We start from the raw sequence: 15,859 nt of genomic DNA, 5'->3' as shown, positions 1-15,859 counted from the left end.
CCGCATAGAGTGGGGGAGATGGTAGCTGCCGACCCGGTCAGCGCGGAGTGGGAAACCCTCCGTGAGCTCACCGCAGCCAGCCGCTCGGCCGAGGCGATCACCGCCGCCGAGCGGATCATCGCGGAGTCCAGCAGCGCGCGCCGGACGGCCCAGGCGCTGCTGGTGCAGCTCGCCGCCGTGATCAACATCGGTGACCGCTCACGGCTGCGGCCGCTGCTCGACCGGGCGTACACCGTCATCCGCCGGGTGCCGGACCCGCGGCTGGTCGGCGAGTTCCACGTCCTCGCCGGGCACGTGGCCTGGGAGCAGGGCTCACTCGGTACCGCGATGCAGCACTTCGTGCACGGTGAGCGGACCCTCAGCCGGATGACCGAGGTCAGCCTCGCGGCCGCCGACACCTGGCACGACCTGTCCGTCGGGTACTCGGTGATGGGCTTCCATCCGAAAGCCATCGACGCGATGCGCCAGATGAGCCGGATCGCCGCGGCGGCCGGCCTCCCGCCGTACCTGGCCACCTGCACCGAGACGCCGGTCAGGGCAGCGGTGAACCTCGACCAGCGCGGCGACACCCCCGGATGCATCCGCGACCTGCGTACCGTCATCGCGGCCGGCCGCCGGATCGGCCCCAGCATGGTCGTCGTCGACCGGGTCTTCCTGTACTACGCCGCGGCCCGGCTCGCGGCCCTCGGCCAGCACGGCGAACCCGTCACCCCGGTCACCGAACCCGTCGACCCGACCGTCGAGAACCTCGTGGTCCTCGGCGAGGCGTGCCTGGCGCTGTCGTCCGGCCGCCCGGCCGAAGCGCTGCGCCTGCTCGACGGGGGCGGCGAGGCCTCACACCTGCTCGGCCCGGCCGAACCCCTCCGGCTGCGCTCGCTCGCCCTCGGCCAGCTCGGCGACCACGCCGGAGCCCTGGTGGCGGAGCGGACGGCGATCCGGATCGTCAGCGCAGAGGACGCCCAGCTCAGGGAGCTGTTCACCGACAGCATCAGCGCCCGGCTCGACCAGGACAAGCTGCGGAGGGTCGCGGCGCAGTACGCCGGGCAGGCCTCGACGGACCCGCTGACCGGCCTGCCGAACCGGCGGCGGATCGCGGCCTTCGCCGCCCGGGTCCGGCGGGGGGCCTTCGGGGTGCTGGACCTCGACGGGTTCAAGGCGGTCAACGACACGCACGGCCACTCGTCGGGTGACCTCGTGCTCCAGCGGATCGCGGGGATCTTCGCCCGCGCCATCCGGCCCGGTGACCTGCTCGCCCGGCACGGCGGGGACGAGTTCGTCGTGATCCTCCCGGAGACCGGGCTGTCCGAGGCGCACGACGTCGGGCGGCGCATCCAGGCAGCGGTGGCCGCGGAGGACTGGCAGGCCCTCGTGCCCGGTACGCCGGTAGCTGTGAGTATCGGATGGTCGACATTCGATGGCGATCTGGCCCTGGCCCTCGAAACAGCCGACCAGGCGTTGTACCAGGTCAAGCGGGAGCGCCGCTCCGCACAGGCCGCCTAAGCCTCCCATCATGGACAGTCACCACCCCGTCTCAGTTACCTTTACCCAGCCTTAACTCGGGCAGAAATGTCACAGGGCGGCTGTAACGTTTGCCGCATGGAGGAAGACGAGCTGTTCGTGGAGGAGCACCCGGCCACCCAGGCCCTGCTCTCCACCATCGAGCGCGCCTGGGCCGATGCCGACCGGCACCGCCAGCGCGCCCGCCGGGCGAAGGCAGCGCCAGGCCCGGCACCGGCTCGCCGCCTCGGCCGGGGCCCCTGGTCCTGACCGCCTCGCGGCGCGTCCTGCGGGTGACGGGAGCTGTGGGGAGGATGGGGGGATCGTTCCTCTTCCACACAGCCCCCAGACTCCGCCCCTCCTGAACACGAGCCGTGGGTGTGGCCGGGGCAGTGGCCGAAAAATTACCCGTGCAACGTGAAACAGTTTGCCGTTCCGCCGCGATGAGCAGGCGAGGGGATGGGTGGTGGGCCCGGGTACCCGCCGAGCGGCCGGCGCGTACCCAGGCCCACCCCGACACTTTCCCCCTGACGTCGCACCTGCCGGTGCCGGTCGCCAGCCGGCATCTTCGGGAGCTGAGGCTCGGGGCGGGACCGGGCAGAGCCAGCCACCGAGGCGTACGCTCGCGCGGCCGGGTTGTTCCTGTTCGGCTGTGCTGGGACCGGCAGGAGCTGGTCGACGGCGGCTGGCGGGTCGCATTGGGCAGACGTCATAGTCGTAGGTCGATCGAGTAGTCCCGCAGCCAGGTGTCGAGATCCAGAGCGATCTCGGTCGCCGTACTGGCAGCCTCTGGATCCGCGTCCGGGGCGAGGGCCTGCGCAACGGCGGCCGTGTCCAGGTAGTCCCGCGCGGGGGCGTGGATGTCGGCGGCGAGAGAGCTGAGCCCAGTTTGCAGGGCTCGGGCGTAGCCAGGGTCCTGGGTGCGGGGATAGGGCGCTTTGACCCGTTCGGCCACCTCGCTGGGGAGAAGGTGCTGAGTGGCCGCGCGTAGCAGGCTCTTCTCTCGCCCGTCGAAGGACTTCATCGCCCAGGGTGTGTTGAAGACGTACTGGACCAGATGGTGATCGCAGAACGGCACCCGGACCTCGAGTGCGGCAGCCATGCTGATGCGGTCCTTGCGATCGAGCAGGATTCGCTGGAAGCGCGTCAGGTTGAGATAGCAGATCTCGCGCATCCGCCGCTCGACGGGGTCTGGAGTCCGTTCCCCGTGGGGGACCTCCGCCAGTGCTTGCGCGTATCGCTCAGCTCGGTAGCCGGGCAGGTCCAGTCCTTCCCGCAGTTCTCGGCTGAGCAGGCCTTCCAGCGGTATCGAGCCGGCGCCTGCGATGGCGGACATGGAGCTGACCCAGGGGAACGTGCCGCTCGCTGTGGCCACCGGATCGTGGAACCAGCGGTACCCGCCGAACAGCTCGTCGGCTGCCTCGCCGGACAAGGCGACTGTGGCGTGCTCCCGAACCGCGCGGAAGAGCAACAGCAGTGACGTGTCCATGTTGCCGAAGCCGACGGGTAGGTCTCTCGCCGCGAGCACGGCGCGCGTGACCTCCTGGTCCAGGAGCGAAGTGCTGTCGAGCTCGACGATGCGGTGCTTAGCTCCGGCATGCTGGGCCATGAGCATCGCGTACGGGCGATCCGGAGTCGCCCGCAGTGTTTCGGTCCTGAAGGCTTGCCCCGCGAAGTCCACCGAGAACGTCCGTGGCGGCTTGCGCCCCGCCGAGCGTTCCGCCTCGGCGGCCAGTGCGACGAGAACGCTGGAGTCGAGCCCGCCCGACAGAAGCGCACACAGCGGCACGTCAGAAACGAGATATTTGCGGATGATGTCCTCTAGTAGCGACCGTACAGTTGCGATGGTGGTGGGGAGATCGTCGTCGTGCTCACGCGCTTCCAGTGCCCAGTATCGCCGAATCGTGAGGCCATTGGTGTCCACGCGCACGACGTGACCAGGCTCCACTTCCGCAACGTCTCGATAGACGGTGAGTCCGGGCGTCTTGGCATGCGCTAGCATTTCTCGCAGGCCGTCCATGTCGACGATCGGCCGTACCGCAGGGTGAGCGAACAGGGCTTTGGGCTCGGAGCCGAATATCACGCCGTCGCCCGTCCGGGAATAGAAGAGTGGTTTGACACCCATTCTGTCCCGTATCAGGAAGAGCTCTTCCGTCCTGGCATCCCAGATGGCGAACGCGAACATTCCGTCGAGGTGGGCCGCAACGTCCTGTCCCCACTGCAGATAGGCGCGCAGCACCACCTCCGTATCGCTTCGAGTTCGAAATCGATGCCCGTGACCTTCCAGTTCGGTCTTCAACGCGCGGAAGTTGTAGATCTCCCCGCTGAATGTCAGCGCGGACAGCAGCCGGCCGTTCTCCTCTACTGTCATAGGCTGTGTTCCGCCCGCGATGTCGATCACAGCGAGCCGGCGGTGGCCGAGCGCCGCGTGGCGTTCCACAAGGAGGCCGCTAGCGTCGGGTCCGCGTAGCGCCATGGTGGCAGTCATCGCCTCAAGCGTGCCCAGCTCGGCTGTCAGATCCCGGTTGAAGGAGACCCATCCCGCTATTCCGCACATGACTCTCCAGCCCCGAGAGGGGATGCCGTTCCGGAACTCATGAGACTCTAGTCAGCGCTAGAAGCTGAAATTCAACTTCGTAACTTCCGGATGTGCGCGTCGCATGAGCAACCAGATCCATCTTCAGCCCGGCCCGGTCGGAAATTTCCTGGAGGGCCGCAAAGTTCCCCAGGCTGTTGAAACCGAGGTACAGCCTGCCTCCTCTGGCCAGGCGTTCAGGCCCGTCGAGCAGGAAGCGCTCGTGGGCACGGTATCCGCTGTCGAAGATTGCCCGTTCAAGTTCGTTACTGTATACAAACCCGGCCGGAGGCTCGATGACACTGGAGTTCCAGAAGATCGCGTCGAACCGCACGTCGGGTTCGAGAGCGTCGAAGAGGTCGCTCTTAAGCGTGCGAACCCGCTTGGTGACGCCGTGGCGAGCGGCGTTCATGCGCGTATTGCGGACTGCGACCTCAGAAACATCCACTGCGGTTACCTGCGCGCATCCGCGCAAGGCTGCGTTCACTGAAATTACCCCGGCACCGCTGCCGACCTCCAGGAAGTGGCCGGCAAGCGGATACGGGAGCCATTCGCCAAACAACGCCGTGGAAGCGGTATGTGATGGAGAGAATACTCCAGGCAGCAGATCCCAGCTCAGATGCATTAGGTCGAACTCGGCGGGAGCGGCCACCGCCCGGGCATGCAGCTCGACGAGGCGCTGGCCAGTCTTGTATTTCTCTTGCAATCCCATTCCCATTCCCACAACCCGAACTCCTGCACAAGGCTTGCTAAGCTGGCGGGCCATCGGGGTAGACCAGGCGGATTCGGGCCGCCCGGAGTGCCTTCTCCTCCAGGAAGTACTGGTGGATGTCGTCCACGTTGTCCACCCCGAGCCTGTTAGCCATCTTCCGAATCGCCGAAACCTCGCCAGGTGCGATATCCCCGTCGGCGTCGCAGGTACGAAACGCGTCAAGAACTACGGCCGCACGAGATGCGTCGGCGATCCGTGCCTGCGCGATTGTCTCAACCACGTCATCGTCTGCCGTATACGTGGCAAGCTCCGCGACCAGCTCCGGTGAACCGCCAAAAGCGGCACAGTTCCCCCGGACGTAGTCGCGCTCCTCCCGCGCAAGTACTCCGTCGCCCTTCGCGCAAATCATCATCGCCTTCGCGTACGCGCCAAAGTCTCCGGCTTCAGGTTTGGCTCCGATCCCCCACTCCTTCGCAAACAACCATTCCTGTCCCAGCAGGTCACTGTCTTCGCGGACGGCAGTCATAAGTACACCCGGCCCCTTCTCCTGAGATCGACCAGTCAAGCCTAGAAGGGACAGCATAGATCAAAACCGTCGAATGTGCAGTTATTTGGCGAAATGGACATGCCTCGCGTGATGTGCGTGTCGGAGGGTGGCTGCGGATGGATCGCGACGCGCTGGGATTACGGGGCCGGCTGGGAGCCGTGACGCCCCGGCGCCGAACCTGGCCGCGTCGAGTATGCCGCACATCGATCCATAGTGGATTTTCCCTGTTCAGGGCGGCATCGTGCCACTCTCATCCAGCGCCCTGGATGTTTAAGAGTCTTTACGGTTAAAGTTCCTTACCGTTTCCCGGCTACTTAGATGTCCTCGTGCAGGAGGCCACCGTGCAACGCAGAACCAGATGGGTGCTGGCGGCCGCCGTCGCCATCGCAGCCCCGCTCCTGGTGCAGGCGGGCTCGAGTCCCGCGAGCGCCCACGGCACACTGTCGGACCCGCCCAGCCGGGTCTACGTCTGTATGAAGGAAGACCCGGAGGTGCCCAAGTCTGCGGCGTGCAAGGCAGCTGTCGCCGCCGGCGGTACCCAGGCCTTCTACGACTGGAACGAGGTCTCGCTGCTCGACGCCGGCGGCAGGCACCGCGAGATCATCCCGGACGGCAAGCTGTGCAGCGCCGGCCGGGAGAAGTACCGGGGCCTTGACCTGGCCCGCGCCGACTGGCCGGCCAAGCAGATCAGCTCCGGCCCGCTGACGGTCACCTACCACGCGACCGCCCCGCACTCCGGCAGCAACTTCGAGTACTACATCACCCGCGAGGGCTGGAACCCGACCATGCCGCTGCGCTGGTCGGACCTCGTGCTCATCCAGAAGTTCACCAACGTGAACCCGACGCAGTTCACGAGCTGGACGCTGACCATCCCGCCCCGGAGCGGCCGCCACCTCATCTACTCGATCTGGCAGCGCGTGCAGTACAGCGAGGAAGCGTTCTACACCTGCTCCGATGTGGACTTCGGCGGCTCGAACCCGACGCCGACGCCGACCGCCTCACCGAGTCCGACCGCGTCGCCGAGCCCGACGGCCAGCCCGAGCCCGTCCCCGACCGTCCGGCCGACGAACAGCCCCACCGCGTCGCCTTCGGGCACGTGGCAGGCGGGCAAGGCGTACAAGACCGGCGACCGGGTCACCTACAACGGGCTGATCTACGAGTGCCGGCAGGCGCACACGGCGTACCCGGGCTGGGAGCCGCCGAACGTCCCGGCGCTGTGGCTGCGCGTGTAGCGATGCGGCGGGTACTCCTCGCGGTGGTGAGCGTGCTGTTCGCCGGGGCCTGTTCCACCCCGGCGGGCAGCCCGCCGCCCGTGGCGGGGTCTCCGGTGCACGCCCAGCACGGGCCGGCCACGTTCCCGGCGAACTCGGGCTTCAACGGTACCGACGTGATGTTCCTGCAAATGATGGTCCCGCACCACAAGCAGGGCATCGAGATCGCCAGGCTCGCGAAGGAACGCACTGTCCGCAGCGACGTCCGGGTGCTGGCGGCGGCGATCGAGAGCACCCAGGACGCCGAGGCGGGCACGATGGCCGGCTGGCTGCGGATCTGGGGCCAGCCGCCGACGGCGGACCCGGGCTCACACGCCGCGCACGGCGGGATGCCCGGGACGAGCGCCGAGGAGATCGAGATCCTGCGGAAGGCCCCAGAGGGCGAGTTCGAACGGCGGCTGCTGAACATGCTCATCGCCCACCAGGACGACGCCGTGCAGCTCGCGCGGATGGAGACCTCCGGCGGGGCGAACACCCAGACGAGGGAGCTGGCCCGGCGGATCGACACGTCGCGCTCCGCGCAGATCAAGGAGATGCTGGGTTACCTGCGCTGAGTAGTGTTGGGGCGTGGAAACCCAGATACTCGCAGGTCACGAGGTCGCGCTCGGCCGGTACACGATGGTGCGGCGGCTGCTGCCCCAGCGGGGGCGCCGGATGGTCGGCGCATGGTGCTTCATGGACACCTTCGGCCCGGACGACGTCGAGAACCGGCCGGGCATGCAGGTCGGCCCGCACCCGCACACCGGCCTCCAGACCGTGACCTGGCTGGCGGCCGGCGAGGTGCTGCACCGCGACAGCTTGGGCAGCCTTCAGTACATCCAGCCCGGGCAGCTGAACCTGATGACGGCCGGGCGCGGCATCTCGCACTCGGAGGAGTCCCCGGCCGCCCACCCGCCGCTCATGCACGGCATCCAGCTCTGGGTCGCGCTCCCGGACTCGGCGCGCGAAACCGAGCCCAGCTTCGACCACCACCCAGAACTTCCCGTGTACCGGGAGGGCGACGTCGAGGCCACCGTCGTCATGGGCACGTTCGCGGGCGTCACGTCCCCGGCCCGGACGTTCAGCCCGCTGGCCGGCGTGGAGATCGTGGCCCCGGCCGGAAGCCGGGCCAGTCTTCCCCTCGACCCCGGGTGGGAGTACGCGGTCGTGGCCCTGTCCGGTGCCGCCGGGGTCGCCGGCGAGCGCGTCGAAGCCGGCCCGCTCCTGTACCTCGGCGACGGCCGCTCCACACTGGACGTCGTGGCAGCCGAAGACACCCGGCTGTTCCTGGTCGGCGGGGAGCCCTTCGACGAACCACTGGTCATGTGGTGGAACTTCGTCGCCCGGTCACACGAGGAGATCGTCGAGGCCCGGGACGGCTGGATGTCGGGAGACGAACGCTTCGGCGAGGTGAAGGGCTACAACGGCCCGGCCCTGCCGGCACCACTGATGCCTACTGTGCACCTGAAGGCGCGGGGGAGGGTGAGCTGATCGCCGGGGCTAGGGCCAGGCCCGTCTGGCCACTGTGGCCGGATATGGACCGCGTGATGCCGCACGGATCGCGGGGCCCATACCCCTGGACGGCATGACTGGGCTTGGTCAAGCGCGCTCTACCGGGTTCGGCGCCAGGCTTCGAATTGTCCGGCTGTGCGTACGCCGTCGTCCAGGACCGCAAGGTAGACATCGGAACTCATGCCCGGCCATGCGCGCTTGATCTCCAGGATCGCGCGCCTGGTCTCGTCGGTGAGCCGGGGTGGCAGGTCGCGGACGTGCCGCAGGTCTGGCTGGCGGTGCGGCTCGTCGACGAACCAGATGTCGAGTGTCCAGTCCGCGCCGCCAGGAGCGCGGTACGCCGGGCCGAGATACAGGCCGTCGGGGTAGTCCGGGTCGGTGTTCCACACTCCGGTGTCGTCGCGGAAGCGGACCTCCCGTACGCGCGGGTGCAGGCCGAGGTCCGCGCCGATATTCACGACGGTCCTGGCCACGCCTTCGTCCAGCCGGGGGCAGACCACGGTGATGTCGATGTCCCTGGCCACCATCAGTCCCAGCGCTGAACTGCCGACGCGCACCGGGTCCCCGGCCGCGCGCAGCAGTTCCGCTAGCCCCAGATCAGCCACGACGGCGTCCGCTGCCCGCTGCGTCGCCTCCTGCTCACGGAGTACGTCCATGTCTCTCCCCCTGTGTCCCGGCCGGGTGCCACCGTAGCAGCGGCAGGACCAGCCACAGTGGCCTCGCCTCGGGATCGGGAACTGGCCGGGCGTCCAGAACGGAGCAGCTACAGCCGATGTGCGAACGCGGTCAGCAAAGTGTCGATCCGCAGGCGCAACACGGCTGATTCGGCACCGGTGACCACGACGTACACGGCCTGGCCGCCGGCCGCGTTCGCCAGCTGGACCTCAAGCGTCTCGGCCACGCCGGCCAGGGTGCAGGTGTACCAGCTGTCAGGCTCGTCCTCGTCGGTCGTTGCGAGGCCGCGCTCCACGGCCGGCAGGTCCGGGGCCGCGTGGACATACTCGAAGAGCGCGTTGAAGAAGGCTTCGAGATGGCGCCGCCAGATCCGGCCGCTGAACTCGGGCCGGCAGGCGTCGGCTGGCCCGTCCAGCCCGGCGCTCACCGCGTTCTTGTCCTCGAAGCTCAGCTTGACGTTCGCCCAGAGGTCGAGCTGCCGGCAGGCCCGTTCCGGGTCGTAGGCGGCGTTGGGCAACTGCGGGACACGCTTGCGCCCGGTCTCGTCGAGCCGGTACGGCGTGTCGAAGGCCGCGTGCCAGCGGTCCACCTCGGGGGAGTAGCGCTGCTCGGCGGCGTCGGCCGTCAGGCCCAGGTGCCCGGCGATGTCCGACCAGGACGTACCGCGTTCGCGCTCATAGATGACGGTGACCACCAGAAGCCGCTCAGCGATCCGGAGCAGGACCTCCGCCTCGCTCACCCGCCCGCCGGGCCCGCAGAACTCGTCGTACCTGGTCACCGCCAGGCTGCCAGCGGTCTCGGACAGGCCTGCGGCCCGGTCGGACAGCACCAGCCGGGCCAGCGCCTGCCGTGAGTAGCGGCTGCGCGCCTCGTCATAAGGGGTGGATTCGGCCACGGGCAGAGCATGCCAGCTTCCGCCGGGCCGCGCCTCCCCGAAGCGCTCCGGCCCGGCATCGTCGAGCGCGCCAGGCCCGCGAGGCGGCCTGGCTTACAGCGACAACGCTGCCAGGGCTGCGTTGACGATCGAGCCGGGCATCAGGTCGTGCAGTTCGTACAGGTCCTGGACGTTGCCGGACTGGCCGAACACGTCGACGCCGAGCGGTACGCACGGCACGCCGAGCGCGGAGCCCAGCCAGGCCATCGCGTGCGAGGCTCCATCGTGGACGGTGACGATCGGTGCCTTGACCGGGAAGGCGGCCCGGAGCGCTCCTGGTACCGAGGGCGTCGTCGCCGTCCGCACGCCCTGCCGCAGGGTCCGCTGCCACGCGGAGTAGAGCCGGTCGAGTGAGGTCACGTCGACGACGTGCGCCTGGATGCCTTCCTCGGCGAGTTCCCGCGCGGCGGCGAGGGTCTCGGGGAGGACCGCGCCGGACGCGGCCAGGTACACGGCGGGGCCAGCCACGTCGGCCGACCACAGCTGGTACGCCCCGGCCAGTACCTGCCGCCGCAGCACGGCCTCGCCGGCCCGTTCCTTCGCCGCGGCGAACGGGGCCTGGTCGATCGGCCGGGTACTGAGCCGGAAGTAGTACGCCCCGTCCTCAGCCGCCGCGATCTTCGCGAACGAGTCGCACAGCAGCCAGTCGAGCGCCCCGGCGTACGCGGGCTCGATGAGCGTCGTGTTCGGCAGTTCGAGGCCGATCGACGGGGTGATCGTCGACTGGTGCGCGCCGCCCTCGGGGGCCAGGGTCACGCCGGACGGGGTGCCGGCGATGACGAAACGCGAGCCGGAGTACACCGAGTAGATGAAGGCGTCCAGGCCACGGCACACGAACGGGTCGTAGACCGTGCCGACCGGCAGCAGCGGCTGGCCGGACAGGTCCCACGACAGGCCGAGCTGGCCGAGCAGCAGGAACAGGTTCATCTCGGAGATGCCCAGCTCGATGTGCTGGCCGGTCGGGCCCTCCGCCCACTTCACGAGCGGGTCGGCCGACCAGGCGCGGCGCTGCTCCGGAGAGAACACGCCGGTCCGGTTGATGAAGCCGGCCAGGTTGGTGGAGGTCGCGACGTCCGGGGCGGTGGTGACCAGGTACGGCGCGACGGCCGGGTCCCGCGACAGGTCGACCAGGATGCGGCCGAAGCCCTCCTGGGTGGACATCGGCTTCGCCGAGCGCAGGCCGGTCGAGGCCGGCACGGTCACGCCGGTCAGCCTGGCCTCGCGCGGGGCCCTGGCCAGGACCTCACGCCGGGTGTTGCACAGGATGCCGGCGGCGCTGGCCGGGTCGAACCGGTCCCACTCGTCGTGCTCGCCAAGACCCAGCTCGCCCCGCAGCGCGGTGATCTGGTCGCCGGTCAGCAGGCCGGAATGGTTGCGCGGGTTGCCAGCCAGGGGCAGACCCCAGCCCTTCACCGTGTACGCGAAGACGACGCTCGGCCGGTCCTTCTCCGCGTCGGCGGCCTCGAAGGCGTCGACCAGTGAGGCGATGTCGTGGCCGCCGAGGTCGGTGACCAGGCCGTAGAGGTCTTCGACGCCCGCGATGAACTCCGCGACCCCGGCCGGGGCGCCGTCCAGGAACCGCTCGCGCAGCTCGTCACCGGCCAGCGCGAACAGCGACTGGTACTGCTCGTTGGGCATGGCGTCCAGCCACGTCCGCAGCACCTCGCCGCCGGGCTGCGCGAAGGCGGCCTGGAGCTTCCGCCCGTACTTGACCTCGGCGACGTGCCAGCCGGCCGCCTCGAACTGGCCGCGCCACTTGTCGATCTGGATACCGGGGACGACCCGGTCGAGGGACTGCCGGTTGAAGTCGACGACCCACATGACATTGCCGAGCCCCGTGGTGGCCGGGTCGACGATGGCTTCCCAGATGTTGCCCTCGTCCAGTTCCGCGTCGCCGATCAGCGCGACGAACCGGGAACCGGGCCGCTCACCGAAGTGCGCGTCGACGTACCGGCGGGTGACGGCGGCGAACAGCGGGGCGGCGGCGCCGAGGCCGACCGAGCCGGTGGAGAAGTCGACCTCGTCGGGGTCCTTGGTCCGCGACGGGTACGACTGGAGGCCGCCGCGCTGGCGGAGCGTCGTCAGGTACGACCGGTCGAGGTTGCCCAGCAGGTACTGGATGGCGTGGAAGACCGGCGAGGCGTGCGGCTTCACGCTGACCTTGTCGGCGGCGGTGAGGTGGTGGAAGTAGAGCGCGGTCATCACGCTCGTCAGGGAGGCCGAGGAGGCCTGGTGGCCGCCGACCTTCACGCCGTCGCCGGTCTCGCGCTCCCGGTTGGCCGCGTCGACCATCCGCACGGCCAGCCACAGCACCCGCCGGGCGACGTCGTCCAGCACCTGAGCTTCCACAGTGAACCCCACTCTCTCGCGCCGCAGGCTCGCGGCCTGGCTCAGCGTCTCACACGCCGGCGTCTCACATACCGGACGGGGCGCGGCCTGGGGTGCTTGTGGCAACCGGCAGGCCGGGGCCCGGAGTCGAGTGGGTCACTCTGTGCCGTGCTTGGCCCCGGGGTGCGCTCCACGAACCCCAGGGCCACGGACAGGCTACCGGCAATCCCGCGCAAGGTGTGATCGTTCTCGCGAAGGTTCGGCCCCGGTCTTGGTACAAAATAGCGTCATGGACAACATCGACCGCAGAATCTTGCGAGCGCTCCAGGCCAATGGCCGGCTCACCAACGCCGAGCTGGCCCAGCGGGTCGGCCTGAGCGCCTCACCGTGCCTGCGCCGGGTCCGGATCATGGAGGAGTCCGGGATCATCACCGGGTACCGGGCTGTGGTGTCCCCGGCGGCCGTCGGGCGCTCCTTCGAGGTCTGGGCGACGATCGAGCTCCAGTCGAAGGACCGCGACACGATCACGTCGTTCGAGGCGGCGCTGGAGGAGATCCCGGACGTCGTCGAGGCGCACCGCCTGTTCGGCGTGCCGGACTACCTGCTGCGGGTGGTCGTGGCCGACATCGGGGCGTACGAGAGCCTGTGCATCGAGCGGCTGACCTCGCTGCCGGGCGTCACGAAGATCAATTCCCAGATCACCATGAAGCGGCTGAAGGAGCATACCGGCCTGCCGGTCTGAGGCATCGGGCTACGATCGGTGCCCGTGAGCGAAGAATTTGATGTCGTGGTCCTGGGGGCCGGCCCTGGCGGGTATGTCGCGGCGATCCGTGCCGCGCAGCTCGGCCTGCGCACGGCGATCGTCGAGGAGAAGTACTGGGGCGGTGTCTGCCTGAACGTCGGCTGCATCCCGTCGAAGGCGCTGCTGCGCAACGCCGAACTGGCGCACCTGCTGAACCACGAGGCCAAGAACTACGGGATCCAGATCGACGGCACGCTGACCGTCGACTACGGCGCGGCGTTCCTGCGCAGCCGGCAGGTCGCCGACGGCCGGGTCAAGGGCGTCCACTTCCTGATGAAGAAGAACGGCATCAAGCAGTTCATGGGCCGGGGCACGTTCCTCGACGCCAACACGATCCAGGTCGGTGACGAGACCGTCCGGTTCAGGAACTGCATCATTGCCACCGGTGCGAGCACCCGGCTCATCCCGGGCACGTCGCTCAGCGAGCGGGTCGTCACGTACGAGGAGCAGATCCTCGAGGACAAGCTGCCCGAGAGCATCATCATCGCCGGGGCCGGCGCGATCGGCGTCGAGTTCGCGTACGTGCTCAACAGCTACGGCGTGAACGTGACCATCGTCGAGTTCCTCGACCGGGTCGTGCCGCTGGAGGACGCGGAGGTCTCGGCCGAGCTGGCCCGCCGGTACCGCAAGCTCGGCATCACCATCATGACCTCGACCCGGGTGGACTCCATCGAGGACACCGGTTCCGGCGTGCGGGTCACGGTCACCAAGGACGGGGCCCAGCAGGTCCTGGAGGCCGGCAAGGTGCTCCAGGCGATCGGCTTCGCCCCGCAGGTCACCGGCTACGGCCTGGAGAACACGGGCGTGCGGCTGACCGAGCGCGGCGCGATCGACATCGACGGCCGCTGCCGGACCAGCGTCCCGCACATCTTCGCGATCGGTGACGTGACGGCCAAGCTGATGCTGGCCCACGCCGCCGAGTCGATGGGCGTCATCGCGGCCGAGACCATCGGTGATCACGAGACGATGGAACTCGACTACGTGATGATCCCGCGCGCCACCTACTGCCAGCCGCAGATCGCCAGCTTCGGCTGGACCGAGGCGCAGGCACGGGAGAAGGGCTTCGACGTCAAGGTCGCCAAGTTCCCGTTCATGGCCAACGGCAAGGCGCACGGTATCGGCGACCCGACCGGCTTCGTGAAGATCATCGCGGACGCGAAGTACGGCGAGCTGCTCGGCGCGCACCTGATCGGCCCGGACGTGACGGAGCTGCTGCCCGAGCTGACCCTGGCCCAGCAGTGGGACCTCACGGTCACCGAGATCGCCCGCAACGTGCACGCCCACCCGACCCTGGGCGAGGCGGTCAAGGAGGCCATCCACGGCCTCGCGGGTCACATGATCAATTTCTAGGTTCCGCCGCACTGCGGAGCGCGGTGACCTCGGCGCGCAGCTGGCGTACCTCGGCCAGCAGCTCGGCGAGGTCACCGCGCGTCTCCTCCGCCGCGTGCTCCGCGGAACTGAACCGCTGGACGAACCACGAGGCCAGCGACGCGGTGATGAAGCCCAGCAGGGAGATCCCGCAGAAAATCAGCATCACCGCGGCGAACCGGCCCTGCCCCGTCGTCGGGTACTGGTCGCCGTAGCCGACAGTGGTGATCGTCGTGAACGACCACCACAGCGCGTCACCGAACGTGGTGATGTTCGCGTCCGGGTTCGCCCGTTCCGCGTCCAGGGTCGCCAGGCTCGCCACGACCACGAGCAGCCCGGTCGCGGCCCCGGCGTACACGCCCATCCGGAGCCGCGTGACAGCCTGTACCCGCCGGTGCGCCAGGCTGACCACCATCAGCAGCCGCAGGATCCGCAGCGAGCGCAGCGCGGGCAGTACGAGGACGAGCAGGTCCAGCAGGTGCCGGCGCACGAAGCGCAGCCGCTGCCGTGCCAGGCCCAGCCGGATCAGGTAGTCGGCGCCCAGCAGTGCCCAGATCGCGAGGTCGGCGCCGTCGCAGGCCCGGTGCCACCCATCCGGCAGGCCCGGCCACAGGATCGGCGTCGCGTACGCGGCCAGGAAGACCACGGCGAGCGCGGTGGCTGGCCAGCCGGTCCGGCTCTCCCAGCGGGACAGCCTGGAACGGGGATCGTCGTCGTCAAGGTGGTCGGTCATGGCCCTGTCCAGCGGAAAGTCCCCGCGCGGGCTGCGGCAGGGCGTCACCGGAGCATAAGAGGCACCCTGTCGCGCCAGCATCCCCCGGAACGGCCTGGCTGCGGCAGCCCTACGGACAGCCCGGCCGGGCCGGCCTGGGACTGCCCCGCTGTGGCATTGACTTGGATCGCTGTTCTTTGGAACGCTGAACCTTCGTTCAGTCTACAAGGGAGACTCGCATGATCCGACGTGGCCTGCTCGCGGTGGCCGTGGCCGCCGGCCTGCTCGTGGCGACCGCCGCTCCGGCTGCCGCGCTGCCCGTTCACCTGAATGGTTACCAGTACAACCTCTACTACTACGCCGACTCCGCGCGCACGCAGATCGTCGGCGGCTACACCATTTTCTGTGACCGGAGCCGGGCCGACTTCGGCACGACCAGCCGGTACACCAGCGTCACCCAGATCAAGTGCGGCGTGATCGACTGACGGATGCCGCAGGACGGGCCCGGGATGTCCTGCTGTGCGGGACATCCCGGGCTTGTTGTCAGTAGACGGTCCAGCCGCCGTAGTCGGCCTCGTAGCCGGACGGGCAGTACGCGTACGCGGTGTAGTACTTTCGCTGACCCCAGCCTGGTCCGACCTCTGGCCCGGAGCTCATCGTCGTCGCCCCGGTGACGACGTGCGAGCAGTAGACGCGGGCCTGGATCGAGGTCGGCCAGGACAGATCGCAGGTGACCTTGTAGTAGCTGGTCAAGACGCGCTCGTCGAAACAGCCGTAGTAGGCCGCCTCCGCCGGGGCCGCGGCGGCGACCACGCCACCTGCCGTCAGGGCGATCACAGTGGCCAGGTGTCCCAGGCGTTTCATCGATTACCTCCCATGTGGACAGCATCTCGTGCGGAGAGCTTCCACCGCCTGGCTTACCACTGCCTTACCACTCCTCAGGCCCG

The 15,859-nt window shown here is 68.9% G+C and carries 16 protein-coding genes; 8 read left to right on the top strand and 8 right to left on the bottom strand.

Annotated features, from left to right (window positions below; genetic code table 11):
- The first annotated feature begins 18 nt into the window (after positions 1-18).
- Positions 19-1,500 carry a GGDEF domain-containing protein gene (locus A3G1_RS0106760; protein ID WP_018348712.1) on the top strand — a complete coding sequence of 494 codons (1,482 nt, stop codon included), beginning with the start codon at positions 19-21 and terminating at the stop codon, positions 1,498-1,500.
- A gap of 96 nt (positions 1,501-1,596) precedes the next feature.
- On the top strand, positions 1,597-1,767 hold the full coding sequence (locus A3G1_RS40360; RefSeq protein ID WP_018348711.1) for a hypothetical protein: 171 nt from the start codon (positions 1,597-1,599) through the stop codon (positions 1,765-1,767).
- A 439-nt stretch (positions 1,768-2,206) separates the two neighbouring features.
- Here the strand turns inward: A3G1_RS40360 and asnB are convergent, their stop codons facing one another.
- From asnB to A3G1_RS0106740, 3 genes are read right to left on the bottom strand one after another with little or no spacing between them, the layout of a single operon-like run.
- Entirely contained in the window at positions 2,207-4,054 is a 1,848-nt protein-coding gene (asnB, locus tag A3G1_RS0106750; protein WP_018348710.1) for an asparagine synthase (glutamine-hydrolyzing), read from the bottom strand.
- Between the two features lie 37 nt (positions 4,055-4,091).
- On the bottom strand, positions 4,092-4,784 hold the full coding sequence (locus A3G1_RS0106745; RefSeq protein ID WP_026211867.1) for a methyltransferase: 693 nt from the start codon (positions 4,782-4,784) through the stop codon (positions 4,092-4,094).
- A 37-nt stretch (positions 4,785-4,821) separates the two neighbouring features.
- Positions 4,822-5,310: a TerB family tellurite resistance protein gene (locus tag A3G1_RS0106740; protein ID WP_018348708.1), complete on the bottom strand. Its 489-nt coding sequence runs from the start codon at positions 5,308-5,310 to the stop codon at positions 4,822-4,824.
- Positions 5,311-5,672: 362 nt separating this feature from the next.
- Between A3G1_RS0106740 and A3G1_RS0106735 the strand changes: the two genes are divergently transcribed.
- The 3 genes from A3G1_RS0106735 to A3G1_RS0106725 are packed head-to-tail and all read left to right on the top strand — an operon-like array spanning position 5,673 to position 8,072.
- Positions 5,673-6,563 carry a lytic polysaccharide monooxygenase auxiliary activity family 9 protein gene (locus A3G1_RS0106735; protein WP_026211866.1) on the top strand — a complete coding sequence of 297 codons (891 nt, stop codon included), beginning with the start codon at positions 5,673-5,675 and terminating at the stop codon, positions 6,561-6,563.
- 2 nt (positions 6,564-6,565) lie between these two features.
- Positions 6,566-7,156, top strand: a complete 591-nt coding sequence (locus tag A3G1_RS0106730; protein ID WP_018348707.1) for a DUF305 domain-containing protein — start codon at positions 6,566-6,568, stop codon at positions 7,154-7,156.
- A 13-nt stretch (positions 7,157-7,169) separates the two neighbouring features.
- Positions 7,170-8,072 carry a pirin family protein gene (locus A3G1_RS0106725; protein WP_018348706.1) on the top strand — a complete coding sequence of 301 codons (903 nt, stop codon included), beginning with the start codon at positions 7,170-7,172 and terminating at the stop codon, positions 8,070-8,072.
- Between the two features lie 119 nt (positions 8,073-8,191).
- Here the strand turns inward: A3G1_RS0106725 and A3G1_RS0106720 are convergent, their stop codons facing one another.
- The 3 genes from A3G1_RS0106720 to A3G1_RS0106710 form a co-directional block, all read right to left on the bottom strand.
- On the bottom strand, positions 8,192-8,749 hold the full coding sequence (locus tag A3G1_RS0106720; protein ID WP_018348705.1) for a hypothetical protein: 558 nt from the start codon (positions 8,747-8,749) through the stop codon (positions 8,192-8,194).
- Positions 8,750-8,856: 107 nt separating this feature from the next.
- Complete coding sequence (locus A3G1_RS0106715) at positions 8,857-9,663, bottom strand: hypothetical protein (protein WP_018348704.1); 807 nt, start codon at positions 9,661-9,663, stop codon at positions 8,857-8,859.
- 93 nt (positions 9,664-9,756) lie between these two features.
- Positions 9,757-11,994, bottom strand: coding sequence for a transketolase-like TK C-terminal-containing protein (locus A3G1_RS0106710; RefSeq protein WP_083936811.1), 2,238 nt, complete (start codon positions 11,992-11,994; stop codon positions 9,757-9,759).
- Positions 11,995-12,319: 325 nt separating this feature from the next.
- Between A3G1_RS0106710 and A3G1_RS0106705 the strand changes: the two genes are divergently transcribed.
- Together A3G1_RS0106705 and lpdA are read left to right on the top strand one after the other, a co-directional pair.
- The gene (locus A3G1_RS0106705) at positions 12,320-12,772 is read left to right on the top strand and encodes an Lrp/AsnC family transcriptional regulator (RefSeq protein WP_018348702.1); all 453 of its coding nucleotides are present in this window, start codon (positions 12,320-12,322) and stop codon (positions 12,770-12,772) included.
- Between the two features lie 24 nt (positions 12,773-12,796).
- The gene (gene lpdA, locus A3G1_RS0106700) at positions 12,797-14,182 is read left to right on the top strand and encodes a dihydrolipoyl dehydrogenase (protein ID WP_026211864.1); all 1,386 of its coding nucleotides are present in this window, start codon (positions 12,797-12,799) and stop codon (positions 14,180-14,182) included.
- On the opposite strand, the gene A3G1_RS0106695 is transcribed toward lpdA, so the two are convergent.
- Positions 14,172-14,933, bottom strand: coding sequence for a potassium channel family protein (locus A3G1_RS0106695; RefSeq protein ID WP_018348700.1), 762 nt, complete (start codon positions 14,931-14,933; stop codon positions 14,172-14,174). The genes lpdA and A3G1_RS0106695 overlap by 11 nt on opposite strands.
- Before the next feature lie 218 nt (positions 14,934-15,151).
- On the opposite strand from A3G1_RS0106695, the gene A3G1_RS0106690 reads away from it, so the two are divergent.
- Entirely contained in the window at positions 15,152-15,397 is a 246-nt protein-coding gene (locus tag A3G1_RS0106690; protein ID WP_018348699.1) for a DUF6289 family protein, read from the top strand.
- Between the two features lie 58 nt (positions 15,398-15,455).
- On the opposite strand, the gene A3G1_RS0106685 is transcribed toward A3G1_RS0106690, so the two are convergent.
- Complete coding sequence (locus A3G1_RS0106685) at positions 15,456-15,776, bottom strand: hypothetical protein (RefSeq protein WP_018348698.1); 321 nt, start codon at positions 15,774-15,776, stop codon at positions 15,456-15,458.
- Positions 15,777-15,859: the final 83 nt, after the last annotated feature.

This window comes from Longispora albida DSM 44784 (assembly GCF_000379825.1).
Taxonomy (GTDB): Bacteria; Actinomycetota; Actinomycetes; order Mycobacteriales; family Micromonosporaceae; genus Longispora; species Longispora albida.
Note: the sequence above shows the minus strand (reverse complement) of the source record. Positions and strands in the feature narration are given on the sequence as shown.